This window comes from Flavobacterium frigoris (assembly GCF_900111075.1).
Taxonomy (GTDB): Bacteria; Bacteroidota; Bacteroidia; order Flavobacteriales; family Flavobacteriaceae; genus Flavobacterium; species Flavobacterium frigoris.
Genome location: NZ_FOFZ01000001.1, coordinates 21,935 through 47,872 on the forward strand (window position 1 = coordinate 21,935; position 25,938 = coordinate 47,872).

Annotated in this window: 21 protein-coding genes; 7 read left to right on the forward strand and 14 right to left on the reverse strand. The window is 34.8% G+C overall.

Going from position 1 to position 25,938, the window contains the following annotated elements:
• Positions 1-488 precede the first annotated feature (488 nt).
• Positions 489-965 (forward strand): regulatory protein RecX, encoded by a 477-nt coding sequence (locus BMW63_RS00085; RefSeq protein ID WP_074720012.1) that lies wholly within the window; start codon positions 489-491, stop codon positions 963-965.
• A 1-nt stretch (position 966) separates the two neighbouring features.
• Here BMW63_RS00085 and BMW63_RS00090 read toward each other — a convergent pair whose 3' ends face one another.
• The 14 genes from BMW63_RS00090 to BMW63_RS00155 all read right to left on the reverse strand — a co-directional run bounded on the left by BMW63_RS00090 (position 967) and on the right by BMW63_RS00155 (position 18,990).
• The gene (locus BMW63_RS00090) at positions 967-2,121 is read right to left on the reverse strand and encodes a beta-ketoacyl synthase N-terminal-like domain-containing protein (RefSeq protein ID WP_074721091.1); all 1,155 of its coding nucleotides are present in this window, start codon (positions 2,119-2,121) and stop codon (positions 967-969) included.
• A gap of 99 nt (positions 2,122-2,220) precedes the next feature.
• On the reverse strand, positions 2,221-3,492 hold the full coding sequence (gene bioA, locus BMW63_RS00095; RefSeq protein ID WP_074720014.1) for an adenosylmethionine--8-amino-7-oxononanoate transaminase: 1,272 nt from the start codon (positions 3,490-3,492) through the stop codon (positions 2,221-2,223).
• Between the two features lie 26 nt (positions 3,493-3,518).
• Positions 3,519-4,136 carry a dethiobiotin synthase gene (gene bioD / locus BMW63_RS00100; protein ID WP_074720016.1) on the reverse strand — a complete coding sequence of 206 codons (618 nt, stop codon included), beginning with the start codon at positions 4,134-4,136 and terminating at the stop codon, positions 3,519-3,521.
• A 53-nt stretch (positions 4,137-4,189) separates the two neighbouring features.
• Positions 4,190-4,810, reverse strand: coding sequence for a hypothetical protein (locus BMW63_RS00105; protein ID WP_074720018.1), 621 nt, complete (start codon positions 4,808-4,810; stop codon positions 4,190-4,192).
• Positions 4,800-5,303 carry an RNA polymerase sigma factor gene (locus BMW63_RS00110; RefSeq protein ID WP_074720019.1) on the reverse strand — a complete coding sequence of 168 codons (504 nt, stop codon included), beginning with the start codon at positions 5,301-5,303 and terminating at the stop codon, positions 4,800-4,802. Before BMW63_RS00110 ends, BMW63_RS00105 begins: the two co-directional genes overlap by 11 nt.
• Positions 5,304-5,310: 7 nt before the next feature.
• Positions 5,311-6,171: a TraB/GumN family protein gene (locus BMW63_RS00115; protein WP_074720020.1), complete on the reverse strand. Its 861-nt coding sequence runs from the start codon at positions 6,169-6,171 to the stop codon at positions 5,311-5,313.
• A 388-nt stretch (positions 6,172-6,559) separates the two neighbouring features.
• Positions 6,560-7,702, reverse strand: a complete 1,143-nt coding sequence (locus tag BMW63_RS00120; protein ID WP_074720021.1) for an aminotransferase class I/II-fold pyridoxal phosphate-dependent enzyme — start codon at positions 7,700-7,702, stop codon at positions 6,560-6,562.
• 181 nt (positions 7,703-7,883) lie between these two features.
• Positions 7,884-8,165: a F0F1 ATP synthase subunit delta/epsilon gene (locus BMW63_RS00125; RefSeq protein ID WP_074720023.1), complete on the reverse strand. Its 282-nt coding sequence runs from the start codon at positions 8,163-8,165 to the stop codon at positions 7,884-7,886.
• An 89-nt stretch (positions 8,166-8,254) separates the two neighbouring features.
• On the reverse strand, positions 8,255-9,766 hold the full coding sequence (gene atpD / locus BMW63_RS00130; protein WP_074720025.1) for a F0F1 ATP synthase subunit beta: 1,512 nt from the start codon (positions 9,764-9,766) through the stop codon (positions 8,255-8,257).
• 252 nt (positions 9,767-10,018) lie between these two features.
• Positions 10,019-11,572 carry an SGNH/GDSL hydrolase family protein gene (locus BMW63_RS00135; protein ID WP_074720027.1) on the reverse strand — a complete coding sequence of 518 codons (1,554 nt, stop codon included), beginning with the start codon at positions 11,570-11,572 and terminating at the stop codon, positions 10,019-10,021.
• A gap of 30 nt (positions 11,573-11,602) precedes the next feature.
• Entirely contained in the window at positions 11,603-14,434 is a 2,832-nt protein-coding gene (locus BMW63_RS00140; protein WP_074720029.1) for a TonB-dependent receptor domain-containing protein, read from the reverse strand.
• Between the two features lie 295 nt (positions 14,435-14,729).
• Positions 14,730-16,577: a glutamine--fructose-6-phosphate transaminase (isomerizing) gene (gene glmS, locus BMW63_RS00145; protein ID WP_074720031.1), complete on the reverse strand. Its 1,848-nt coding sequence runs from the start codon at positions 16,575-16,577 to the stop codon at positions 14,730-14,732.
• A 9-nt stretch (positions 16,578-16,586) separates the two neighbouring features.
• Positions 16,587-18,161, reverse strand: coding sequence for a BamH family beta-barrel-assembly machinery protein (locus BMW63_RS00150; protein WP_074720033.1), 1,575 nt, complete (start codon positions 18,159-18,161; stop codon positions 16,587-16,589).
• A 16-nt stretch (positions 18,162-18,177) separates the two neighbouring features.
• The gene (locus BMW63_RS00155; RefSeq protein ID WP_074720035.1) at positions 18,178-18,990 is read right to left on the reverse strand and encodes a glycogen/starch synthase; all 813 of its coding nucleotides are present in this window, start codon (positions 18,988-18,990) and stop codon (positions 18,178-18,180) included.
• 78 nt (positions 18,991-19,068) lie between these two features.
• On the opposite strand from BMW63_RS00155, the gene panC reads away from it, so the two are divergent.
• From panC to BMW63_RS00185, 6 genes are all read left to right on the forward strand, one after another.
• Complete coding sequence (gene panC / locus BMW63_RS00160) at positions 19,069-19,947, forward strand: pantoate--beta-alanine ligase (protein ID WP_074720037.1); 879 nt, start codon at positions 19,069-19,071, stop codon at positions 19,945-19,947.
• A gap of 14 nt (positions 19,948-19,961) precedes the next feature.
• On the forward strand, positions 19,962-20,312 hold the full coding sequence (gene panD, locus BMW63_RS00165) for an aspartate 1-decarboxylase (RefSeq protein ID WP_074720040.1): 351 nt from the start codon (positions 19,962-19,964) through the stop codon (positions 20,310-20,312).
• Between the two features lie 190 nt (positions 20,313-20,502).
• Entirely contained in the window at positions 20,503-21,645 is a 1,143-nt protein-coding gene (locus BMW63_RS00170; RefSeq protein ID WP_074720042.1) for an alpha/beta hydrolase, read from the forward strand.
• Positions 21,645-23,006 carry a DNA repair protein RadA gene (gene radA, locus BMW63_RS00175; RefSeq protein ID WP_074720044.1) on the forward strand — a complete coding sequence of 454 codons (1,362 nt, stop codon included), beginning with the start codon at positions 21,645-21,647 and terminating at the stop codon, positions 23,004-23,006. The genes BMW63_RS00170 and radA overlap by 1 nt, the downstream gene beginning before the upstream one ends.
• 296 nt (positions 23,007-23,302) lie before the next feature.
• Positions 23,303-23,716 (forward strand): hypothetical protein, encoded by a 414-nt coding sequence (locus BMW63_RS00180; protein ID WP_074720046.1) that lies wholly within the window; start codon positions 23,303-23,305, stop codon positions 23,714-23,716.
• Between the two features lie 205 nt (positions 23,717-23,921).
• Positions 23,922-25,883 (forward strand): transglycosylase domain-containing protein, encoded by a 1,962-nt coding sequence (locus BMW63_RS00185; RefSeq protein ID WP_074720048.1) that lies wholly within the window; start codon positions 23,922-23,924, stop codon positions 25,881-25,883.
• The last annotated feature ends 55 nt before the right edge of the window (positions 25,884-25,938 follow it).

A 25,938-nucleotide genomic window follows, 5' to 3' on the forward strand; every position in this document is an offset into this window, starting at 1 on the left:
TACTGCAAAAATTAATAGACCAGAAACGACATTGGACACTAAAATTAAATTAGCCTAATATTATAACTGCATTAAGACCTTTTTCGTAATCTCCAATAATTAGAAGTGCGCCACAAAAAAAATCTCTTGAATTAATGGCCTATTGTGCAATTACAATCTCATAAAAACCCCACGTTTTCGCAATCGGGTTTCCATAACCTTTCTAATTTACTAATTAAAATGAACCAAGATTTTTAGCCGAAACACCTATAGAAATCATTTCTTTTAAAAGGTGAAAACTCCACAAAAATAAAACAAGGTCGTCATCTTGTATTAAAATCAGCTAAAAAAACTGATATACAATATTTTACAATCCATTTTCCATCAAAAACTCGTAATTTATTGACAGTAAGTAAAGAAATTTTTTCCCTGAACACATCAATTTAATATAGCAACTAGTACCCTATATTGACTAGAAATACTTAATTTCCCCACTTCAAAAATTAAAAATGAAGGAAGTATATTCCATAAAAGAGGCTACAAACAAAATTGAGCATTATTGCGCCTATCAAGAACGTTGTCACGAAGAAGTAGTCTCTAAATTATGGAGTATGAAACTGGATTCACAAGAAATTGATGAAATTATTGTTTATCTGATTGGTTCTAATTTCCTTAACGAAAGTCGCTTTGCCTGCAGTTTTGCTAGGGGAAAGCATCGTATCAAGCACTGGGGAAATATTAGAATTGTAAACGAATTAAAGTTCCGAAAGATTTCGACCTATAATATCAATTTAGCACTCAAAGAAATTACTACAGAAGAATATACTGCTACTTTTCATTCCTTGGCCGAAAGGCATTGGGAGACCATTCGAGAAACCAATTCGTTAAAAAAGCGAAAGAAATTTTGCGATTACCTACTTAGGCGGGGATTCGAGAGCAATTTAGTTTACGAGAAAGTGAAAGATTTAGAAAGCGATTCAATATAGCTTACAAAGACAACAAAATACTCACCGCATTCCCACCAAAACCTACTGCATTTACCATCACTTTCTTAATGGATTTGGTTTGAATTTGCGCTTTTGCAAAAGGAACTCCAATAAAGGTATCATGTTGCATCATCAGGATCGCTAATTCTAAACTCAACATCCCCGAAGCCCCAAAAGTGTGTCCTATTTTCCACTTATTAGTCGTGAGTAACGGTAGGCTTTCGCCAAAGACAATCCCGATCGCTTTATATTCGGACAAATCGCCCTTTATAGTTCCCGGAGCATGCATCACGATCACATCGACTTCAGAAGGATCTGTATTTTGCAGGGCCATTTTCATTGATTTTTGAAAACAAGTTGCTTCCGCAGAAATGGATATGTTATGTTCTAAAATTTCAGTACCATATCCTATAGCTTCTACATAAGCTACGGCATTTTCCTTTCTTCCTATTTCGAGACAGCAAACAGCTGCACCTTCACCCAGAATCATGGTGTTTTGGGTTTTATCTAAATCCAATGCACGATTAGGGAAGTCCTCGTCACTTCTGGAATATATTTTCAATGCCCGCATTTGCGCAATGGTAAAGTCGGTTAAAGGCGCTTCGCTTCCTCCCACCAGAAATTTATCGGCCATACCTGCTTTTAGCCAAGCCACGCCATTTAAAACAGCATGCAACGCCGTCGAACAAGTAATAGAGTGTGAGATTTCTGGGCCTGTACTTTGTAAATCATGAGCCACCCAAGAAGAAATATTCCCTAAGGTAGTTGTTGGCGAAGCTAAGGTTTGAGCTTTACCAGTTAACAGATAGTCGCGATGGTGTTTTTCGAATAAATCTGTCGCACCACGAGAAGAACCAATATTAATTCCGAACACATCGTCTGGATTCCAACCTGCATTTTTAATTGCTATACGCGAAGCAGCCATTGCATATAAAACAGACTTGTCGAGAAACTTGTATTTAACATCCGACTGTTTCAATAAAGAAACTGCTTCATTTGAATTTTCACTGAGCTTCGCAACTAGAGTCTTTGAACCATCTAAATCATGCTCCGAAAAACAATGATCTGAAATTTGGTATTTCTCCCAAACCGTTTTTGAATCATTACCTAATGGAGAAATGGAAGCTATAGCCGTAATGGAAATCGTTTTTGACAAAATATTTGATTTAACCGCAAAGGTCGCAAAGTTTTCTGCAAAGTTCACAATGGTTCTGTAAAAATAATAAGGTCAAAACGCATCTTATTGTTAAAAAAATTAAACTATTTCCAATGCATTCTCGACCGCATCGTATACTTTTTGCAATTGTGCATCGGTAATAACATAAGGCGGCAAAATGTAAATTATATTACCCACAGGGCGCAGAATTATTCCATTTTCAATAAAGAAATTATAGAGTTTGTTGCGCAACGATCCGTAATAACTAGCTGCACTCTCGGTTTTTATTTCTAAGGCAAAAATAACACCTAATACTCGCGTTGTAACCACTTTCGGATGGGATTCAACACGATTAATAAAACTCAAATGACTTTTATTAATTCGAGCAATATTATGTTGCATTTCATCAGTTTCCAATAGTTTCAAGCTCGCCAAAGCCGCAGCACAACCCGTTGGGTTAGCCGTAAAAGTATGACCATGAAAAAGGGCTTTATTCACATCTTCATCATAAAAACCATCAAATATTTCTTGAGTAAAACTTGTAATCGCCATTGGAATCGCTCCACCAGTCAGCGCTTTAGATAGACACATCATGTCTGGCGATTCTTGAAGATAATTACTGGCGAAATTTCGACCCGTTTTACCAAAACCAGTCATCACTTCATCCGCGATAGTAAAGACTTGGTGTTTTTTGCAAATAGAAATCAGTTTATCTAATTCGGATGCTTCGTACATCACCATCCCTGCCGCACCTTGAACCAAAGGCTCAAAAATAAATGCAGCATATTCCTTGGTGGCAACCAAATTTTCTAACGTTTCAATACTTTGCTTCTCATTTCCTGCAGTTGGCACCGGAATACGCACTACTTCAATCATGGAGTCTTTAAAAGCTTCCACGAAAAAAGAAATTCCGCTTGCCGCCATAGCACCAAAAGTATCGCCATGAAAAGCATTTTCGAAAGCTATAATCTTAGTTTTCTTGATTCCATTATTATAAAAAAACTGCATGGCTACTTTAATTGCAATTTCAACAGCAGTAGATCCATTATCAGAATAAAAAAGTTTCTGTTGGTTTTCAGGTAATATCGCCGTTAACTTCTCCGACAATAAAACTGCCGGTTCATGCGTAAACCCGCCAAAAAGAACATGCTCAAGCGTCGTAAGTTGTTTGTAAATCGCATCAGCGATGATCGGATTACTGTGCCCAAAAGGATTGACCCACCAGGATGCAATAGCATCTATGTATTCTTTTCCTTCTTCATCCCAAAGCAAAGCTCCTTGCCCTTTTGTAATGGCGATATGTGCTTGCGCGGTTTTATGTTGGGTATACGGATGCCAATTATGCTTTTGATCTCTTTCTGATAGGCTCATTTAACTATAGCTTACTGATTATTAAATTATAAATTTTTCAGATTGTCTCTAAACAAATCTGCGTAATATTTTACTACATTTTGGTCAAAATAAGGCTCTTGCTCAATTCTGCCAATACACTTCACTGCTGTTTTGCTTAAGATGATTGATTCGGTAGCTTCGTTCTCGTCTCCGCTAAAGATGATTCCAGCAATGTGTAGCTTTCTACTTTTCAAAGCTTCAATAGTTAGTAAGGTATGATTTATACTCCCTAAATAATGGCGAGAAACTACAATCACCTTATAATCGGGCTGTATTAAATCAATCACACAATCTAAATGATTCAAAGGTACAAAAACACCACCGGCACCTTCTATAACGAGATGATTATCCGTAGTAGGTTCCGTTATTTTTTCTAATTCGATAGGAATTCTATCAATTTCTGCAGCCAGATGTGGACTTGCAGCTGTATTCAAAGCATACGCATTAGGGTGGAATATAGATTTGCTGTTTGAAACTTTAGATTTCACTTTGTGCGTGTCTGAATTCTCTAAATCACCCGCTTGGATCGGTTTCCAATAATCAGCTTCTAAAGCCTCTGTTATGATTGACGATGCAATCGTTTTCCCTACATCAGTTCCGATTCCTGTTATAAATAGTTTCATTAATTTATGTTTTCACAAAAGTAAAAAACCCATCGTTAAGATGGGTAATTTATTTATTCTTCTTTTAATTCGTCAATCACTCTCTTTACTTCCTTGGCATATTTACCGTAAAACATTTCTGCGTGAGCCTGTATCAAAAACCATAATGAAACCAAATAAGCAATAAAAACAACTACACCCGCTACATATAAAACATCAGGGTATCTAAATGATTCTACAATTTTCATGACTTTTTCAGTTTTTGACCCTAGAGGAATTAAAATCATATAAATAAGGCCGGAAGGCATTAAAGCATAGGAAATCAATTTGTACACTTCTTCAAATAATCTAATTTCAAAATACGTTTCATATAAATTATCCTTTGTACTTATATCTATATCGTTGATTTTTTTGTAAAAAAAATACAGCTTCACTAAAAAATATACGGTAATTACAAATGAAAAAACATACACTATATAAAAGGCTAGCTTATAAGTTGGATTGAACTTTATAAACAAAGAAAATATTCCAACAAATAGAACCCCAAAAAGATGTATTAAAAAATCTTTTTTCAAATTCTTTCTAATCTTTTCCAAAGGCATATTAGCCGATTGTAATTTCTCTAAATTGGCTGGAAGCACAACATTATCAGATTTGTCATTGTTCCATGCTGATTGTATATCTTTAAAATCCATATCCTTGATTTTTTATAATTTCTTTTAATTTCTCTTTTGCTCTGTTTAATTTCACTCTCGCGTTTCCTTCCGAAATACCAAGGTTCACCCCTATTTCTTTATGAGAAAAGCCTTCCAGTTGATAAAAAATAATGGCCTTATCAATTTTATCTAACTTTTGAACTGCCTTATAGAAGTGTTCTAATTGATTTTCTTTGTGATCATAATCACTTTCTTCTTCTTTAATGTTTTCGGATGCTAATGGATACTTATCTACTTTTCTTTTTTCTTTCTTTAGAAAAACAATAGCTGTATTAATTGCTACCCGATACATCCAAGTCGAAAACTGACTTTCATTTCGGAAAGAATCATACGATCTCCAGAGCTGACAAATAATCTCCTGAAACAAATCCTGCTGATCATCGCGATTGTCCATATACATCTTAGAAACCTTATGCAGTATTCCTTTATGCTTATCAATGCGGGATAAAAATTCTAGTTCTTTCTCTTTCAAAATGCAATTAGTTCATTATTGGCTTTACCGTATAACCTGATTTCCTTAATAAATTAATTACTCCCTGTTCCCCGAGCAAATGAGCGGCTCCAACTGCAAAAAAAGTACTTTTATCTTTCATCATTTCTGGCATTTTGACAACCCAGTTTTTATTTCTCACATCTAACATCCATTTTCTGCTTTTTTCATTCATTATTTTTGGAGCGGTAATGTCTTTATATAGTTCTGGAAGATTTTCTTGAATATAATTTTGAACCATCTTTTTACCAGTATCGTCATTTGATTCCTGTAACATTGTAATCATCTCCGCATCAGAATAAGCTTTGCTTAAGAAATCCATTTGCGCTTGAATTGTTTCAAATCCAGTAACACTTTTGTTAGAATCTTTAGCCATTGCCATAAATTCCATTTCGTAACTTTTAATATCAACACACCCAAAAGATTTCATCATAATTAAACTCATTACGGTCATTAAACTAAACTTGTCAACTTGTTTGACTGTCATTCCTGTTCGCTTTTGTAACAAAGCATCAAGGTCATTCAATTGTTCTGGGCTCAATGTTGTACTTAATGGTTCTTTTCCATAAGCCATTTGTTGGGCAGCAGCCATTTCATTTGGGTCTGATAAATTAACCTCTAAGAATAAATTATCAGAAGCAGCAAAAGCTTTCTTAGTTTTATCCGATAGAAAATAATCATTCCCACAAATCATATGAATCGTGCCATATAGATAAGAAGGTTTTTTCAACCCTTTTCCAGACACCTCCCATAATAGAGAATTATTTAATGCCATTGTTTTGGTTTGTGCTTGGCCTGACACACTAATTAAAATTGCAAATGCTACTACTGTTTTGATTAAATTTTTCATGTTATTGATTGATTAAAGTTATTTTTTGATTGATGATGAAAACTCCTGCTTATTGTTTATTGTGTTTTTTTCTTTGCCAAGAAGCGATTGATGCTACAAATAAGCATATCATAACGGTCAAGAATTGAGTATCGGGTTTATGAAATAAAAAATAGTTGACTAAAGAGTAACTTAAACCTAAAGTCGAAAGAAAAATAAATAGGTAGCTTGTTAAAGCTTGATGCGAGGTAACTGATTTTGGTTTCATAACTATATTGTTTAATTTGATTACGACTCGTAAGTAAACAATTCATCAAAACGTTACAAAAAAAATTCGTTTTTTTTTAACTTAATATAAATAGGAGCTAACAGCCCCCATTTATTTGCAAAAAAAACTAAAATGAAATCACTATTTTTTAAAAATAAAACTACTTAGCAACCTTAAAACTTCTTCAATCTGACCAGGAGCGTTATAACTATGCAAACAAAACCGAAGTCGCTCCTGTCCTTCAGGAACCGTAGGCGAAAGTATCGCTTTAACATCAAACCCATTTTCCTGAAATTGTCTTGCCATTTTTTTTACATTTGCATTCCCTGGAATAATCGCAGATTGAATAGCCGACTTGCTTCGAACAAACAACGGTTTTAAACCTAATAAATTCTTTTGTTGATTGAAATGAATGATGTTAAGACGGAGTTTTTCAATGTTTTCTTTTTCTGTTTCCAAAGACTGATACGCCATTAAAATCGTGGCTACCGAATGTGGTGATAAAGCGGTGGTATAAATAAAGCTTCGCGCAAAATTCACTAAATAGCTTTTAAGATCAGAAGAACCTAAGACAACGGCTCCATGACAACCCAATCCTTTTCCGAACGTCATGATTCTGGCAAAAACATACTCTTGCAAATTCAACATTTGAATCAGTCCTTCGCCATTATCTCCAAAAACACCTAATGCATGCGCTTCATCAATAACCAAAAAGCAATTGTATTTATTAGAAACAGCAATTAATTCTTCAAGATTAGGCGTGTCGCCATCCATGGAGAAAACACTTTCAGTAACAATATAAATAGTAACGCCAAGATTGCGCTGAATTAACTTTTCGAGCGCTTCAAAGTCATTATGAGTAAACTTATACGCTTTAGCATTAGAAAGGCTAATTCCGTCCCGAATAGAAGCGTGACAGAGTTCGTCATATACTATCAGATCTCCTTTTTGAGGAACAGAACTGAAAAAACCCACATTAGCGTCGTAACCAGAATTAAATAGTAAAGCAGCGTCTGATTGATGAAACTGGGCAATAGAATTTTCGGTTGTTTGGTATAACGGATGATTTCCTGAAATTAACCGGGAACCTGTTGCTCCATTTTGAGTAAACCTATGATCAACTAAATACTGATGTGTGGCATTGAAAATGTCCGTTGATTTAGAAAAACCAATATAATCATTAGAATTAAAGTCTGTCAAAGCAGTTGCTTTTGGTAATATCCTAAGCGCATTTTCTGCTTCGCGAACAGTTAATTTTTGAGTAAGATTTTGCGGTAATTCCATATGGTCAAATTTAGAAATTTATCCCTTAATTCAAGCACTATTTTTTTTAGCCCGGATTGCAGTGAAAATCCTTTTGTCCCGATTTTTATCGGGGCAAAAGATTGCAACGAAAAGCCGGAATAGCTCCAAAAAAAAAAGCCAAACAGTACTGTTTGGCTTTTTTACTTTATTTAGAATTGTCCTAGTCAACTAAAACAATTACTTTATTGTCTTTCATTTCTAACGTTCCAGATGAAATAGATAAAGTGTAATTTTGATCATCTACTTTCGTAAACAAAGCAACTACTTCTTTACTAAACACTAAACTTGGAGCAGTAATACTTACCGTTCCTTTTTGAAGTAATGAAACTATAGGCGCGTGATTATTTAAAATTTGAAAACTTCCATCAACACCAGGTACAGATATTGAAGTTATTTCTCCTTTGAACAATGATGCTTCCGGTGATACTATTTCTAAAATCATAATTTTTAAAATTCCAAATTTTAAATTCCAAATCCCAATTGTTGGAATTTGGAATTTTATTTTTTTGAGTTTATCAAGCTTTGCTTGTTTTATGCTTCCGCTAACATTTTTTCTCCAGCTTCGATAGCTTCTTCAATAGTACCTTTAAGGTTAAAAGCTGATTCTGGTAGGTGATCTAACTCACCATCGATAATCATATTAAATCCTTTGATAGTGTCTTTGATATCAACTAAAACTCCTTTTAAACCTGTAAATTGCTCTGCAACATGGAATGGTTGAGATAAGAAACGTTGAACACGACGTGCTCTAGAAACCGCTAATTTATCTTCTTCCGATAATTCTTCCATACCTAGAATCGCAATAATATCTTGCAATTGTTTGTATTTTTGAAGAATCTCTTTTACTCTTTGTGCACAGTCATAATGCTCATCACCAAGAATTTGTGGTGTTAAGATACGAGAAGTAGAATCTAACGGGTCAACCGCAGGATAAATACCAAGCTCAGCAATCTTACGAGACAATACAGTAGTTGCATCAAGGTGAGCAAATGTTGTTGCTGGTGCTGGATCTGTTAAATCATCTGCAGGTACGTAAACCGCTTGTACAGATGTAATAGAACCTTTGTTTGTAGAGGTGATACGTTCTTGCATCGCTCCCATTTCTGTAGCTAATGTTGGTTGGTATCCTACTGCAGATGGCATACGACCTAAAAGTGCCGAAACCTCAGAACCTGCTTGTGTAAAACGGAAGATATTATCAACGAAGAATAATACATCTTTCCCTTGATCTGTTCCTGCTCCATCACGGAAATACTCAGCAATAGATAATCCAGAAAGTGCTACACGAGCACGAGCTCCTGGTGGCTCATTCATTTGACCGAAAACGAAAGTAGCTTTAGACTCTCTCATTCCTGGCATATCAACTTTAGATAAATCCCACCCTCCATTTTCCATAGAGTGCATGAATTCATCACCGTATTTTATAATTCCTGACTCTAACATCTCACGAAGTAAATCATTCCCTTCACGTGTTCTTTCTCCTACTCCTGCGAATACAGAAAGTCCACCGTGACCTTTTGCGATATTGTTAATCAACTCTTGGATCAACACTGTTTTACCAACACCTGCACCACCGAACAATCCAATTTTACCCCCTTTTGAGTAAGGCTCAATTAAATCAATTACTTTAATACCTGTGAATAACACTTCAGATGAAGTTGATAGATCCTCGAATTTAGGAGCTTGACGGTGAATTGACATTCCGTTTTCTCCTGTTTTTGGCAAGTTTCCTAGACCATCGATTGCATCTCCGATTACGTTGAATAAACGACCGTAAACATCAGCACCAATCGGCATTTGGATAGGATTTCCTGTTCCAACTACTTCATAACCTCTACTCAAACCATCTGTTGAGTCCATCGAAATGGTACGAACGGTGTTCTCACCAATGTGAGATTGTACTTCAAGCACTAATAAAGTACCATCTTTTTTTGTGATTTCTAACGAATCATAAATTTTTGGAAGTTCAACATCTACGCCGTTGAAAACTACGTCAACTACTGGGCCAATGATTTGGGCAACTTTTCCTATTACTTTTGACATTACTTATGTATTTATTAAATAGCTATTTAGGTTTATGAAATAGAACTAACCGATTCGTATCGACTAGACCCTTTTATCAGGGTGCAAAGATAATTTTTTAAAATAAAAAATCAATATTTTTTTATATAAAAAACACGAAAAAATAAAAAGGTGTTTTTTAAATGAAAACTGATCTCAATAAAGCGGTACTAAAACAAAAACCATTCGACTTTCGACGAATGGTTTTTCATTTTTTATTTAAACAGCTTTAAATTAAAGTGATTTTGGAAACAAGATACGATAATTACTTAAATCAACTCCTTTTAGATTTGAACCATAAGTCATATTAATCGCTTCAATAAATTTGTTTGCAATTAGAGCATAACCCCTTGGGCTTGGATGCACACCATCCAAAGAAAAAGCACCACCTGTCACATAAGCACTAGTAACCGTATAACCATTTGCGGTAATTCCTCCCTTGCCTAACTTATCCATCACAACTTTAGTATCCACAAAAGCCAATCCTTTAGAATCTGCTATCGCTTTTATAGAAACATTATATGCGTCTGTCGCCACTTTTATTTCGGCAACCTCGGTTGCAATTAAAACGTGTTTATCTTGAAGCGGGAAAGTAATTCCAAATTTATTCAATGGAGATGGAGGAGCAAATCCAACTCCTGAATCAGAAGCAGTGGGAGCAGCACCAATTGCCGTTTGCGTTGGCAAAACAACTAAGTCAGTAGCTGTAGCCTGTCTTGCTTGGCCAAAAACAGCCCCATAAAAAGCGGCAGTTTGCGCTCCTAGTGAAGGAGTAAAAGCAGCCGTTAATTGCGCTGATAAATTAGTTAATGATTCATCTTTAATCAATAATGGATTAGCAACGGTCTTTGACAATAAATTTATTCTATCTCCAGCCTGAAAAGCTGTTAAAGCGGCCTTTAACGGTCCGTATAACTGAGTATTAAGTGCATCTATTGTCGCATCCCCAACTGCTGTACTGCCAGTGCCTAAAACTTTTGAAGTTAAAGGATTGAAAGGTACAGTAGTAAAATATGGAAGTGTATTGACATAAGGAAGATTTGCAACCACTCCTTTTGCACCATTTACTGTTAAACCATTAACCAATGCAGAATAAGCTCCTGCAAAAACATTCGGATCTGTTATATCGTTACTTCCATAAGAAGCAGCATTAATATTTCCAGTCTGATTAACCCCAATACCACCAGAAGTAGCATAAGTTAAAACATCATTACCCCCTATCCACAACGAAAAGAAAGTAGGCGCTTGTGCCAAAGCATCCGCAAGAACAGTGGTCCCAGAAGGTGTTGCAAATCGACCAAAATATGGATTTAAAGTAGCATAACCTGGTGTTACTAAATGAAAACTCTTAGCACCTGGAATCCCCATATTATTAAATTGACCAGTCAACTTCGCTGTTATTGAAGTCGTTGTAGGCCCAGCAACTGGAACAGGTCCGACTCCATTAAAATAAAGCCTCGTTCCAAATTGTGGAATCTGAAACCCTCCCATAGAAAAGCCTCCAATATTATCTGACATAAGCGGTGTTGTGAATGCCCCACCACCTACTAAAGCGAATTGCTGAGACAAGACATTTGGATAAGCCCCCTCCTGCCCTTTTATAAACAAGGCGCCATCACTATAACCCGCAGCAAAAGAATCTCCTAATGCTACATATTTTGAAAAATTAGCAGAACCAGCCGTAAGCGCCATCCCATCTGATGAATCAGGATTTATTACCGCATCATCATTATTACATGCTACAAAGCTTAATGAAACCAGTAGTAGCCATTTGAAATTTTTTATCATGGTTGTATATTTTTTAAAATTTAATAAGTATTACGGGTTAATTGTCCAAGAAGCAAAATATTGTTGCCCTATTAATCCAGCACCTAATACTTGTGCATACTCTTTCCCTCCAATATTTGAAGCTCCTAACTTAAGTGTTGATTTTAACTTAGGAAATTCATAATTTATTTGAGCATCAATTACAGTAGCAGCATCGATCACACCATCTACCATTGTAGATTGCCATAAATACGCAGTACTATATCTTCCACTTACATTAAAACCAAAGTTTTTAAATAATTTTTCGTTTCCAAATGATACTTTTACTTTATGTTTCGGCGTATTAAACCCAGCTTCAAAACTAGGATCTTTCGCTTGATCATATTTAAATTCAGCATAATTATAATTAACACCTACTTCAAAATCTCTGTATACTTTTCTAGATAAACCTAAACCAAAACCAAGTGATTTAATCTCAACACCTGTGTTTGTGTACAATTGAAAAACTCTAGTATCTCCATTTTTCAAAGCTTGTAAAGCCTTCACTCCTTCTGGATTAGTTAACCCACCTCCATCTAAAGCATCTCCATATAAAGGAGCGACCACATTAAGGTTACCAATAAAGTCATTGTAAATATTATAGTACCCATTAACATCAACAGAAACTCCTTCAATAAACGAACGATACCCTAATTCAAAAGCCTTTACTGTTTCCGGTTTAACATAATTAATATTGGTTTTCACTAGCTTACTAGCATCTCCAGCCACCCCAAACGCAGCTGCTGACGAAGCTGTATAAGAATTATCATATGCTATCTGACCCGTAATAGCAATTGTAGATTGTCCTTGATTAACCAACTGGCCATTAGTCGAAATAGATAATGTTTCACTATATCTAGCTAAGTTATCTGGAGCCGACCCTAATAAAACTGCACTTCCTACATTAAAACCAATGTATTGGTCTTGCGTAGATGGATTTCTAAAACCGGTTTGAAACGACCCTCTAAAATTATGCCTTCTACTTTCACCACCAGAATATACAAGAGACACCCTTGGCGAAATATTTCCATCATAATTTTGTGCTTTATCGTAACGCACAGATCCCGTAAATTTCAATCTGTCATCCATTAATTTTTTTGTCAACTGCGTATAAGCGCCATACTCATTATAATATATTGGCCCATTTGCATCTGTATATATTCTTCCACCAGAGTTTAACTGATATTGTCTAAAAGATCCCCCTACCTGAATTTCGGCAAAATCAATCAGCTCTTTAAAGTTGTAATTTGCATCTGAATGATATATTCTAGAATTATCAACCAATTTAGATCCAGAAAGAACATTCGCTTCATTAGTCACTTTATTAAAAGCGGCTTTAAACTCAGGTGTTCCAGGCAATAATCTAGTTCCTCTTGGTGCACTTGGATTATTCGGATCTATATTAGGAATCAGACCTAGTCCTGCTGGAGAAATATTGTAATCTGCAAAATTTCTAGCAGCTATATGTGCTTCTTTACCATTAAGCCCTAATATAAGAGAACTATTTGCATAAGCATTTCCATAATCTGTGAACCAGTTCTTGTCAGATTTCGCTAATCTATTTATATTAAGACCTGTAAAAAGCATATCATATGAATTTCCACCATCTTCTGTGGTAGTATACCCTCTTATGAAAAAGTTTTTTCCTTTTATTTCTAATTTATGTTGTTGCATAAAAAAATTATTCAGGTAATACCTATTCGCACCCTGATAAACGGCATTACCAAAACCAAATTTACTTTGCCAAATCACTTCTAAATTATCATTCCCTAAAGGCCTGTAGTGAAGCGAAAAGTCGATTTTAGTATTACTTGCTTTATTATCTGTCAAATCAGTCTCATTGTAACCTGTTCTAGAAACCTTATCACTAGGTAAAGTTGGCGCGGTAATAACTATAGCAGCTTCATCTCCATATACATTAATCCCATCATAACCGTAATGACTTCTATCTCTTCCTGCAACGGTTTTATCGTTATAGTTTGTAGCATACCAGTCTGTACCACGCAAATACGTAAAGTTAGCTTTAGCAGCTAATTTTGAACTAAAAGCATGTGCCATTCTAATTCCATAGTCAACATAATCATTAGAACCAGCAGCCTTTTGACTTGTTTGTCCAAATTTAGCATAAGCAGTAATTCCCGGACTTGTAAACGGGCTTTTACTGTTCATAAACAAAACACCATTAAATGCATTTGCACCATACAAGGCAGAAGAGGCCCCTGGTAATAGCTCAACACTTTGAACATCAATTTCCGAAACTCCAATCAGGTTTCCTAACACGAAGTTTAATAAAGGAGAAGAGTTATCCATTCCGTCAACTAACTGCATGAAACGGGTATTTGCCACAGTTGCAAAACCACGGGTATTAACCGATTTAAAAGACAAACTACTTGTATTCATTTGTACTTCTTTCATGTTTTCTAAACCGTCATAAAAAGAAGCAGATGCCGTCTTTTTAATATCAGCAATTCCCATTCTTTCTATGGTAACCGGAGATTCTAAAACTCTTTCAGGAGTTCTCGAAGCCGACACCACAATCTCATTAAGTAAGTTTGCCTCATCTTTTAGAACAATACTTATTTTTTGATTGTTAGAAGTAACACTTACTTTAGTTGAATTAAACCCAACACTTGAAATTTCGATCACATAAGGCAACCGGATTGATGAGTTAAGAGTAAAATTTCCATCACCGTCAGTAACTGCGCTAGCGGCACTTCCAACGACTTTAACATTGGCTCCTATAACTGCTTGATTATCACTATCAGTGACTGTGCCTGAAATTGAATTTTGAGCAAAACTTAAGCTGCAAAAAAACAATGACAAAAAAAGTAAATACATTTTCATTTGGTTGAATTTTATTGATTTAGATGACCAAAGTACAATTATTTTTAATATTAATAAAAAAAGGTTAAAAAAATTTCATTATTGTTACCTTTTTAGCGTCATTTTAACTTTTTCTATATTGTCATTTTATCAATTAAACCTAAAAATTCAGTCCTAAAATACCGAAATACTATGCATACATATAAAATATGTTAAAAAATTACGTTTATCATAAAAATTAAGCTTTTAAAAAAAGTTTTAAACAAAAAAAAGCAAGATTCACATCTTGCTTTTTTTTCTGAATTTATTTAATTCCTTATTCTACTGTTACCGATTTTGCCAAATTTCTTGGCTGATCTACATTACAGCCTCTCATCACCGCGATATGGTATGATAAAAGTTGTAATGGTATTGTTGTAATCAACGGAGACAAGGCATCTGAAGTTTCAGGAATTTCAATCACATAGTCTGCTAACTCCCGAACTTGAGTGTCGCCCTTAGTTACTATGGCAATAATTCTTCCACTTCTAGATTTAATTTCTTGTATATTACTTACAATCTTATCATAATGGCCTTGCTTTGGAGCAATGACCACTACCGGCATCTGCTCATCAATTAAAGCAATTGGTCCGTGTTTCATTTCCGCTGCAGGGTAACCTTCAGCATGAATATAAGATATCTCCTTAAGTTTTAAAGCTCCTTCAAGTGCAACCGGAAAATTATAACCCCTTCCTAAATATAAACAGTTAGGCGCGTCTTTAAAAGTAGCTGCAATTTCTTTTGCACGATCGTTAGTTTCCAAAGCTTCTTTTACTTTCTCGGGAATTAACTCCAACTCCTGCAAGTACATATGGAAATCTGAAAGAGATAGCGTTCCTTTGGCTTTAGCTAGACGCAAAGCAATCATTGTCAACACAGTAATTTGTGTTGTAAACGCTTTAGTAGATGCAACACCTATTTCTGGGCCAGCATGCGTATAAGCACCAGCATGAGTTTCTCTGGAAATTGAAGAACCAACTACATTACAAACTCCAAAAACAAATGCTCCTTGTTCCTTTGCTAATTTAATCGCAGCCATAGTATCGGCTGTTTCGCCAGATTGCGAGATAGCAATTACTACATCGTTGCTATTGATTATTGGGTTTCTATATCTAAATTCTGAAGCATATTCTACTTCTACGGATATCCTTGCGAACTCTTCAAAAATATATTCAGCTACTAAACCAGCATGCCATGAAGTACCGCACGCCACTATAATAATTCTATCTGCATTTAAGAATTTTTCTAAATTATCCTCAATACCAGACATTTGAATAATTCCTTCATTAGCATGCAACCTACCTCTATAAGTATCCTTTATAACACTCGGCTGTTCGTATATCTCTTTTAACATAAAATGATCGTAACCTCCTTTTTCAATTTGCTCCAAATTCATTTGAAGCTCCTGAATATAAGGATCTACCAAAGAATCATCTTTGATCTTTCTTACTTTCATAGATTTATGCAACCTAATAACTGCCATTTCACCATCTTCTAAATAGACTGCATTCGAAGTGTATTCAATAAATGGAGAAGCATCTGAAGCAATAAAATACTCTCCTTCTCCAATACCAATTGCCAAAGGACTTCCTAGACGAGCTGCTACAATTTCATCTGGTTTCTTTTTATCAAAAACAGCAATTGCATAAGCACCTACCACTTGGTTAAGAGCAATTTGAACTGCTTTTCCTAGCTTAATATTTTCCTTCTTTTGTATTTCTTCAATAAGGTTAACTAGTACTTCTGTATCCGTATCGGAATGAAAAGTATACCCTCTTTTTATTAATTCTACTTTTAGAGGAGCGTAATTCTCAATAATTCCATTATGAATTATTACTAACTCTCCCGAGTTAGAAAGGTGAGGATGTGAATTTACATCATTGGGAATACCATGTGTTGCCCAACGAGTATGTCCTATCCCGATTGTTCCGTTAGTAGTAATTTCTTTTGAAGCCTTTGCTTCAAGATCCACAACTTTTCCTTTTGTCTTACACAATTTAATGGCATCGCCATCATATATCATTACACCTGCGCTATCATAACCTCTGTACTCGAGTCTTTTTAATCCTTTCATAACAATAGGATAAGCTTCTCTATGCCCTATATAACCAACAATTCCGCACATATCTTATAATTAATTAGGTTTTGTATAATAAATTTCCAGTTTCAATCTTTTATCCTCTGCGACTGTTGATTTACCTCCGTAAAGGACTGTTCCTAAAGGACTCATAACAGAGGACTTAGGCAACTGAGATATAAAGTCATTTGCTGTTTTTAACTTATATGAAGTTATCGTATTTGTCGCATTTATATCTTCTGTAATTACTACACCTAGTTTGACATTAGTAGCCTCAACGTTTTTAATTAAATTTCTAATATGATTAGTTATTCTAAATTTATAAGTATTATCGTCTGCTTTTTCAGTATTTAAAATACCACTAAAAATAACTCTTCCATTCTTCGTATTTGTTCCCGAAGTTTGATCATTAATATAATCTGAAAGCGGGAGATCACTATTTAAATCATAAATGTAAATACGATTAGGCTTAGAAGCAGCTCCTAAAGCAGTTGCATCAACATGAAAAACAAGACTAGCTTCATTAATTAACCATCCACTTTCTCTAATTGTCGCTAACTCTGTAGCATTAAATAATTCTAAAATTGCCATTGATCCTTCTCCTCCTTTTACATACAATTTTTCGTCCCCAAGTGTTGTGTTAACATTCGCAGAGTTTGTTGCATTAGCATAAGAAGTATTTATATTACTTTGATCCAATAAGCTAACATTATTTCCTGTCAGTTTAAGCACAATTGATTTCTCAACTCTAGTCACATCTGTAATCGAAGTATCTTCTTTGTACTTTATGGTAATTTTACCTTCTTTAAAGTCTAACAATGCCATATTAGAAGGATTACTTCCTGATTTAGCGACACTAAAATACAACCCTCTAAAGTATTCTTTAAAAATATCATTGGTCGCTAACTTGCCTAAAGCCGAAGCCTTAATAATTTTAGTTTCAAAATACTCAGTATTCAAATCCAAACGCATTCCTGGAGCGACACGAGTAACCACCTCTTTCCCATCGGTACCAGTAACTGTTGTTTTATAATCAGCAGCACTAAAGAAAAAAGCATCATTTTGACTTACATCCGAAGAATTATTCAAACGATTGCCCACTTTGACGCTGTTAAAATCAGAATTTTGATTTGTGTAATATTTTTGAGCTTCCAGAAAACCAGCGGCTGGATCTAAATCTCGCATGAAATATCCAGACTCATACACGCTCAACATAATTTTAGCATCTGAAGGACCATAAATCGAGTCCAACTCATACGTTCTATCTCCATTAGTATCAGTAGATTTTAAAGTACTAAAATATGGAATTGTCAAAACTACACTTTCAATTACTGGATTATTTCCAATCGTTGGATTTGCCGATTCTAAAACTATTTGAGTTGCAAAATTTGCCGTGGTAGTACCAAAAGCAGGATTGTCATAAACCCCTAGCGCATTTACAGCAAGATTATTAGACTGTATAGGCCCTATTTTTTGATTATAAGCCACAACATTCGACGAGTATTTTACAAAATCAAAATGGTTATCTCCCAACAACCCATCTCCAATTGAATTATAATCTTTATCACATGAATAAAGAAAAACAACACACGCCACTAATAGAATTTTCTTAAAAAAAGAATTATTGTACATATTCGATAATAAAAGTTTAAATTGATAGAACCTCGTCTTTATAAAAATTGGTATACGCTTCCGCAAACTCTTCTTTAGGGACGAAAGGTAAAAAAGGTTTTCCTGAAGATTCTATAAATTTTGTTAAACTTGGAGACAGACTATCTGAAGCGATAATAACAGCATCAGAATGTTTAATCGTTGCTCTTATAATACTTTCATAATCTGGCGTTTCTAAATCAGCAATAGCATCCAAAGGAACTCCGTCCAGTTTAATTTTCTTAATCATTTCTGCATCTAAAGTCCCTTCAAATGACTGACTATATACAGAAGTAACGATTTTTGTGTCAGAAAATAACGCTTCGTTTTTATAATAATGTTTCATGTAGATTGGCAACATTGCCGCCATCCAGCCATGAACATGAATAATATCAGGAACCCAATTCAGTTTTTTCACTGTCTCAACAACACCTTTTGCAAAGAAAATAGCACGCTCATCATTGTCTGCATACATCTCTCCTTCTTCATCAGTGAATGTTGCTTTCCTTTTAAAATACTCATCATTGTCAATAAAGTACACTTGTATCCTTTCTTTAGGTATACTAGCCACCTTTATTATCAAGGGCATATCCAAGTCATTCACAACTAAATTCATTCCTGAAAGCCTAATTACCTCATGTAACTGATGTCTCCTCTCATTAATATTCCCATATCTAGGCATAAAAATTCTGATTTGCCCACCTTGATCATTAATCATCTTTGGTACGTCATAAGACATTAAAGAGACCTCATTCTCAGCTAGGTAAGGCACCACTTCAGATGATACATATAATATCCTCTTATCTTTCATATTGTAAATTGCTTAATTTATTGGTAATAAAAACCATGCAAAATTACAAAAATTTATGCAGTTATTAACTAATATATTATGTTTGCACTAAATTTAAACAAAACACCCATGCCTATTTTCTATGGAAAAGCAGCTTTAATAGACTATTTAAAATCTATTAAGACCCCAAATTCTACCCTTGGTTTTGTTCCTACTATGGGTGCATTACATCAAGGACATCTTTCTTTAATGCAACAATCACTGGCAGAGAATGACAATACCGTGGTTAGCATTTTTGTAAATCCTACACAGTTTAACAATCCCGAGGATTTGTTAAAATACCCAAGAACATTAGACGCAGATATTGAAAAAATAAACAACTTAAATAGTGATATTATTTTATACGCACCTACCGTAGATGATATTTACGAAGGAAAAGTACTATCGCTTACATTTAATTTTGATGGGCTAGAAAATCAGATGGAAGGAAAATTCAGACCAGGCCACTTTGACGGAGTAGGAACAATCGTGAAACGCCTTTTTGAAATAGTAATGCCTACAAATGCTTATTTTGGAGAAAAAGATTTCCAGCAGTTGCAAATTGTAAAAAAGATGGTTACGAAAAATAACCTTAAAGTAAACGTGATTGGATGCGCCATTTATAGAGAACCTAATGGTCTTGCTATGAGCTCCAGAAACGAACGATTGACAGATCAAGAACGTTCAAATGCGGCTTTAATTTTCACAACTTTAAATCTCGCCAAAGAAAAATTCAAAACAAATAGCGCTACGTCCGTAACGAAATGGGTAGAAAAATCTTTCGATACAAGTACCCCTTTTGAATTAGAATATTTTCAAATTGCAGATGAAACAACACTTAGGCCTTGTTTAAGGAAAAGCAACATTAAAAAATACCGCGCTTTTATCGCGATTACTATCAATAACATAAGATTGATTGACACCATTTCATTAAATTAATTTACTTTTGTAGCATGCAAATTCAAGTATTAAAATCAAAAATTCATCGGGTAAAAGTAACCGGAGCCGATTTAAATTATATCGGGAGTATTACTATTGATGAAACCCTCTTAGAAGCATCAAACATCATTGAAGGCGAGAAAGTTTCAATTGTAAACATTAACAATGGAGAACGATTTGAAACATATGCTATAAAAGGACAGCGTAATTCAGGTGAAATAACTTTAAATGGTCCCGCTGCCAGAAGAGTCCAAAAAGAAGACATCATCATTATTATTTCCTATGCTACCCTCGAATTTGAAGAAGCAAAAACGTTCAAGCCTTGGATTATTTTTCCAAATGAAAACGATAATTCTTTAACTTAAAAATTTATAGCATGCAAGTTTCCTTCAATTTACAACAGTATCTTGAAGGCTCGTTCTATTGTTTGATGCTGCCGAATCAATCTTTTAGCACAAAATTGTTTTAAACATTCTATTTTTTAATTAAAGTAAATAAAGCATTATATTGCTAGTTCATTTAGAATAAAATTAATTTTACAAACCGCTCTAAATCATGAAACAGCTATTCCTTTTGCTCTTCGTCACTTTTTCTATGTTTTCTCAAAAAACTTCAGAAGCATTCATTTCTACCAAGTTGGGAGAAACACGCCAAATAACCGTGGGACTACCTTCTACTTACGCCCTTAATCCAACTAAAAAATACCCCTTACTTATTTTACTGGATGGAGAATACTTATTTGATCCTTTTTATGGTGCCCTAGACTACGGCTGCTACTGGGATGACTTACCAGAAACAATAGTCATAGGAATAAGTCAAAGAGACACTCGAATGGAGGATTGCAACTTTAACAATAATGATGGGTTGCCTTCTGGAAAAGGAGCTGATTTTTTTGAATTTATTGGAGGAGAATTACTTCCTTATATTGAAAAAAAATACCGTATTGCACCTTTTAGAATAATTGCCGGACACGATACAACAGCAGGTTTTTTAAACTTTTTTCTATACAAAGACACCCCTCTTTTTGACGCTTATATCTCGCTAAGTCCAGAATTTGCTCCTGCAATGGAAACCAGAATTTCAGAAAAACTTGCGCAATCAAAAAAAGGTATTTTTTATTATCAATCATCCGCAGATGGCGATATCAAACAGCTTCGCGAACCGATAAAAAACTTAGATACAAACATAAAAACGATTACTAATTCAAATATTGATTATAAATATGATGAGTTTCATAATGCTTCTCATTATTCCCTAGTTCTCTACTCGATTCCTAGTGCATTGTATCAAATTTTTGACTCCTACAAACCCATTTCTTCTTCTGAATTTACAGAAAAAATTGTAACACTTCAAAGTGGGTATGTTGATTATTTAATAAAAAAATATGATTTAATTTCGAATAAACTAGGCCTTGAAATTCCAGTGAGACTAAATGACTTCAAAGCAATTGAAGCTGCGATTCTAAAAAATAATGCTTACAATGAGTTAGATAAATTATCCGAGATTGCAGATAAGAACTATCCAAAATCAATGCTTTCCTCTTATCAATTGGGTTTAATGTATGAAAAAATGGGCGATGCCAAAAGAGCTGCTAGTAAATACGAACGAGCCGCACAAATGGAACCAATCGGTAGTTTAACAAAAGACATGATGTACGACAAATACGATAGTATGAAAAGTTTAACACAAAAAAAATAATGTCAAAAGTAAAAACTTCTTTTTTCTGCCAAAATTGTGGCGCCCAATATGCCAAATGGCAAGGGCGATGTAACTCTTGTAAAGAATGGAATACCATAGCAGAGGAGATTATTCAGAAGCAAGAAAAAGTGGCCTGGAAAAGCGAAACGACTTCAACTAACAAGGCACCGAAGCCGTTAAAAATAAACGAAATTGATTCTACTCAAGAAATCCGTATGGACACTACTGATGCAGAATTGAACCGCGTCTTAGGAGGCGGAATCGTTCCCGGATCCCTAATACTACTTGGTGGCGAACCTGGAATAGGAAAAAGCACACTATTGCTCCAAATATCATTAAAATTACCCTACAAAACTCTATATGTTTCTGGTGAAGAAAGCCAAAAACAGATAAAAATGAGAGCCGAAAGAATCACTACCATAAGTGACAATTGCTACATTCTTACGGAAACTAAAACACAAAATATCTTCAAACAAATTGAAGCGATTGAACCCGAGATTGTAATCATCGATTCGATTCAAACACTTCATACCGATTATATTGAATCTACGGCAGGAAGTATTTCCCAAATACGAGAAACAACCGCCGAGCTAATCAAATTTGCCAAAGAAACAAACATTCCAGTTATTCTAATTGGTCATATTACCAAAGACGGAAACATTGCCGGCCCAAAAATCTTGGAACACATGGTCGATACTGTTTTGCAATTTGAAGGAGATCGCAACCATGTCTACCGTATTTTACGATCGCTAAAAAATCGCTTCGGCTCTACGGCCGAAATAGGAATTTATGAAATGCTAGGCAGCGGACTGCGTGAAGTCTCAAATCCGTCCGAGATCTTAATCTCACATAAAGACGAAGAACTATCTGGTACGGCTATCGCTTCTACCTTGGAAGGTATGCGACCTTTAATGATTGAAATACAGTCCTTAGTCAGCACTGCAGTTTACGGAACACCTCAGCGCAGCACAACTGGTTACAATGCTAAACGACTGAATATGATTCTAGCCGTTCTGGAAAAAAGAGCTGGTTTTAGGCTTGGCGCCAAAGACGTGTTTCTAAACATCACCGGCGGAATTAGCGTAGACGATCCAGCTATCGATTTAGCAGTTGTAGCGGCCATTTTATCTTCTAATGAGGACATACCAGTCAATAAAGATTTTTGTTTTGCTGGAGAAGTTGGTTTGTCAGGCGAAATCCGTCCTGTGAACCGCGTAGATCAACGCATTCAAGAAGCGGAGAAGCTGGGATTTTCGACTATTTTCGTATCCAAATACAATAAAATTGCTTTGAAAAATTCTGATATAAAAATTCAACTTGTGGCAAAAATTGAAGATGTCGCCAGCATGTTGTTTGGGTAAAAAAAATAGTCGAAAATAAAGGCCAAACTAAAACAAAACTATAGCAAAAAAACATTATATATATTGACCTTTAGTTATTTACATGTTAATTTTTATGTTATCCTTAATTTATTTCGTATTTTTATGAAACGAATCTTCCTTTTACTTTAAAGACTCCGCAAGGGTTCGCCTATAATGAAACAAGGGTTCACATCTATCATTCTAAAAGCAATTTTAGATTAGGTATTCAATGTCATTTTCCTTTTTAAAATTAAAATTCTCTACTATAATTAATAACATTATTAAACGTATAAAAGATGAAAAAGCAAACAGGTATTTGGATTGACTCAACAAAAGCAATCATTGTAACTCTTGAAGATGGAAAAGAAGCAGTTAGTGAAATCCTATCTGATCTTGAGAATAGGGTCTATCATGATAAAGAAGGTGATAAAGGAAGTTTTTTTGGCGGTCAACATATCGATTCTCAAAAATCCTTTGACGAAAGAAAGAAGCATCAGATTAACAGCTATTTTAAAGATATTATATCCACTGTCAATGAATCTGACGAGCTTTACATTTTTGGGCCTGCAGAAACCAAGACTAAATTAGAACAAAAAATTAATGGTGAGAAATCAATTATTGCCAGTAAACTTAAATCTGTTGAAACGGCAGATAGCATGACTTCCAATCAGATTATTGCCAAAGTAAAAAAATTCTACAATCAAAAATAACGTCATTTATCTCATAGAATAGGCATTGTTTAAATCATAAAACAACCTATAGTTTCAAAAACTACAATAATTGCTTATTGTAGTTTTTTTTTGGCCACAACAAAAAATTAAATCTAATCCCATAATTATTCCACTTTAAAAAAGAGATTAGCATTTATTCTTTTAAATTTGTTTCTCAATCGATCCCTAAAACAACCTACAATTTATGAAAACCGGAAAACAGAAGATGATTTTACTCCTGAAAGTGATTGTGTTATTACTACTACTACTTGCTATCGGTTTTTTTATTTTTAGAGATTCTATTTTACAGCAAGCAATTGAAAAAGCTTCGACTAAAATTGAGCAAAAGTACAATAGCAATTTATCCATAAAAAAAGCCTCTTTTGATGGATTTTCAGGAATTAGCCTAACTGAAATTACCTTAGTCCCTAAAAACGCAGACACCCTGTTTAACATCCAAAAAATTAAAACAAGTATTAACTTCTGGCATTTGTTGCTGGGCGATGTTCAACTGGGCACTTTGAAAATTAAAAACGGAATGGTTCAACTAGTACAGAAAGGAAATGTGAAAAATTTTGCGGCTTTCCTCAAGAAAGATAATGGAGAATCAACCAACAATGACAAAAGAGATTATGCTGCCTTTGCTTACAGAATTATTTCGAAAGCATTAAATTTGGTTCCAACAGATATGAGCATCGAAAATCTAAAGTTCAAACTGGATGATAACGGAAAAAAAGCGACTATCGACATTAAGAAATTGACACTCTCCGATAAAGAGCTTGAAACTTCCATCGACGTCCAAACCAATACTTTTGCTCAGCATTGGAAAATTAGCGGTTTTGCCGATCCACGCAATAAAAAAGCCGACATTAGAATATTTAACAAAGACACTGGAGCCATCAAAGTACCGTATTTTGATGAACGGTACAATTTAAAATCTAGCTTTGATTCGATTCGGTTAAACATTGAAAATATTGACAAGAGTGGTGGCAAATTACATATTGATGGATTCACATCGATAACCAACTTTAGGATAAACCACCCAAAAATAGCCCGTAAAGATGTTGTAATCAAAAATGCGCGATTTGACTATCGTTTTTTGCTGGGCTCTGATTTCATATCAGTAGACAGCAGTTCCACTATCCAATTAAACCAGTTTAAATTTCGCCCCTATATCTCCTATGATACAGAAACCGATACCATTTATAAACTCAACGTGGTTATTCCTAAAATGAAAGCCCAGGATTTTATTTCCTCTCTCCCTGATGGACTGTTCACCCATTTTCAAGGAATGCAGGCCGAAGGTACTTTCGATTATAAACTGGATTTTAAGTTCAATAAAAACAAACCTGAAGAATTAGTTTTTGATAGCAATTTACGAAAGGAAAATTTAAAAATAACAAAATACGGAGAAGCAAATCTAACTAAACTGAACGGTGAGTTTGTGTACAGAGCAATTATAAAAGACGTGCTCCAACGTCCAATTTTAGTAGGCTCGTCTAACCCAAATTACACACCGATAGATCAAATATCTCCTTACTTAAGAAAATGCGTTTTAACGACAGAAGACCCTTCTTTCTTCTCACATCATGGATTTATAAATGAAGCATTCAAACAATCTATTGCCAAAAATATAAAAACCAAAAAATTCACACGTGGTGCCAGTACCATCAGCATGCAATTGATAAAAAATGTTTTCCTTACACGTGAAAAAACGGTGTCCCGAAAGCTGGAAGAAATTTTATTAGTTTACATTCTGGAAAATAACCGCGTTACAAGCAAAGAGCGCATGCTTGAAGTATATTTTAATATTATTGAATGGGGACCTAATGTATATGGAATAGGTGAAGCAAGTCACTTCTATTTCCAGAAAAGCCCTTCTCAATTAACTTTCAACGAGTGTTTGTTTCTCGCTCGAATTATACCAAGTCCAAGAAAATTTATGTATCAGTTTAATGACCAGGGCAAGCTGAGAGATTTTGCGGCTAAACAGGAATCCTTTTTGACGAATATAATGACGAGGAGAGGATTACTCAATATTAATGATACGATTTACAAATCACAACCGCTACTTATTTCAGGTGCTGCAAAATCATATCTCCGACTAAAAGTACAAGATTCAATTCCCATTGATTCCCTGTCAGTTATTGAAGAGTTTGAGTTTTAAAGTTTAATTCCTTTAAAACTCAAAAGCCCGATAAGTGTTTCTACTTATCAGGCTT

Excerpts from the sequence above, each read along its gene's own strand:
- BMW63_RS00085 (WP_074720012.1), top strand. The coding sequence starts at position 489 with ATGAAGGAAGTATATTCCATAAAAGAGGCTACAAACAAAATTGAGCAT.
- bioA (WP_074720014.1), bottom strand. The coding sequence starts at position 3,492 with ATGAGCCTATCAGAAAGAGATCAAAAGCATAATTGGCATCCGTATACC.
- bioD (WP_074720016.1), bottom strand. The coding sequence starts at position 4,136 with ATGAAACTATTTATAACAGGAATCGGAACTGATGTAGGGAAAACGATT.
- BMW63_RS00105 (WP_074720018.1), bottom strand. The coding sequence starts at position 4,810 with ATGGATTTTAAAGATATACAATCAGCATGGAACAATGACAAATCTGAT.
- BMW63_RS00115 (WP_074720020.1), bottom strand. The coding sequence starts at position 6,171 with ATGAAAAATTTAATCAAAACAGTAGTAGCATTTGCAATTTTAATTAGT.
- BMW63_RS00120 (WP_074720021.1), bottom strand. The coding sequence starts at position 7,702 with ATGGAATTACCGCAAAATCTTACTCAAAAATTAACTGTTCGCGAAGCA.
- BMW63_RS00125 (WP_074720023.1), bottom strand. The coding sequence starts at position 8,165 with ATGATTTTAGAAATAGTATCACCGGAAGCATCATTGTTCAAAGGAGAA.
- atpD (WP_074720025.1), bottom strand. The coding sequence starts at position 9,766 with ATGTCAAAAGTAATAGGAAAAGTTGCCCAAATCATTGGCCCAGTAGTT.
- BMW63_RS00135 (WP_074720027.1), bottom strand. The coding sequence starts at position 11,572 with ATGATAAAAAATTTCAAATGGCTACTACTGGTTTCATTAAGCTTTGTA.
- BMW63_RS00140 (WP_074720029.1), bottom strand. The coding sequence starts at position 14,434 with ATGAAAATGTATTTACTTTTTTTGTCATTGTTTTTTTGCAGCTTAAGT.
- glmS (WP_074720031.1), bottom strand. The coding sequence starts at position 16,577 with ATGTGCGGAATTGTTGGTTATATAGGGCATAGAGAAGCTTATCCTATT.
- BMW63_RS00150 (WP_074720033.1), bottom strand. The coding sequence starts at position 18,161 with ATGTACAATAATTCTTTTTTTAAGAAAATTCTATTAGTGGCGTGTGTT.
- BMW63_RS00155 (WP_074720035.1), bottom strand. The coding sequence starts at position 18,990 with ATGAAAGATAAGAGGATATTATATGTATCATCTGAAGTGGTGCCTTAC.
- panC (WP_074720037.1), top strand. The coding sequence starts at position 19,069 with ATGTTTGCACTAAATTTAAACAAAACACCCATGCCTATTTTCTATGGA.
- panD (WP_074720040.1), top strand. The coding sequence starts at position 19,962 with ATGCAAATTCAAGTATTAAAATCAAAAATTCATCGGGTAAAAGTAACC.
- BMW63_RS00170 (WP_074720042.1), top strand. The coding sequence starts at position 20,503 with ATGAAACAGCTATTCCTTTTGCTCTTCGTCACTTTTTCTATGTTTTCT.
- radA (WP_074720044.1), top strand. The coding sequence starts at position 21,645 with ATGTCAAAAGTAAAAACTTCTTTTTTCTGCCAAAATTGTGGCGCCCAA.
- BMW63_RS00180 (WP_074720046.1), top strand. The coding sequence starts at position 23,303 with ATGAAAAAGCAAACAGGTATTTGGATTGACTCAACAAAAGCAATCATT.
- BMW63_RS00185 (WP_074720048.1), top strand. The coding sequence starts at position 23,922 with ATGAAAACCGGAAAACAGAAGATGATTTTACTCCTGAAAGTGATTGTG.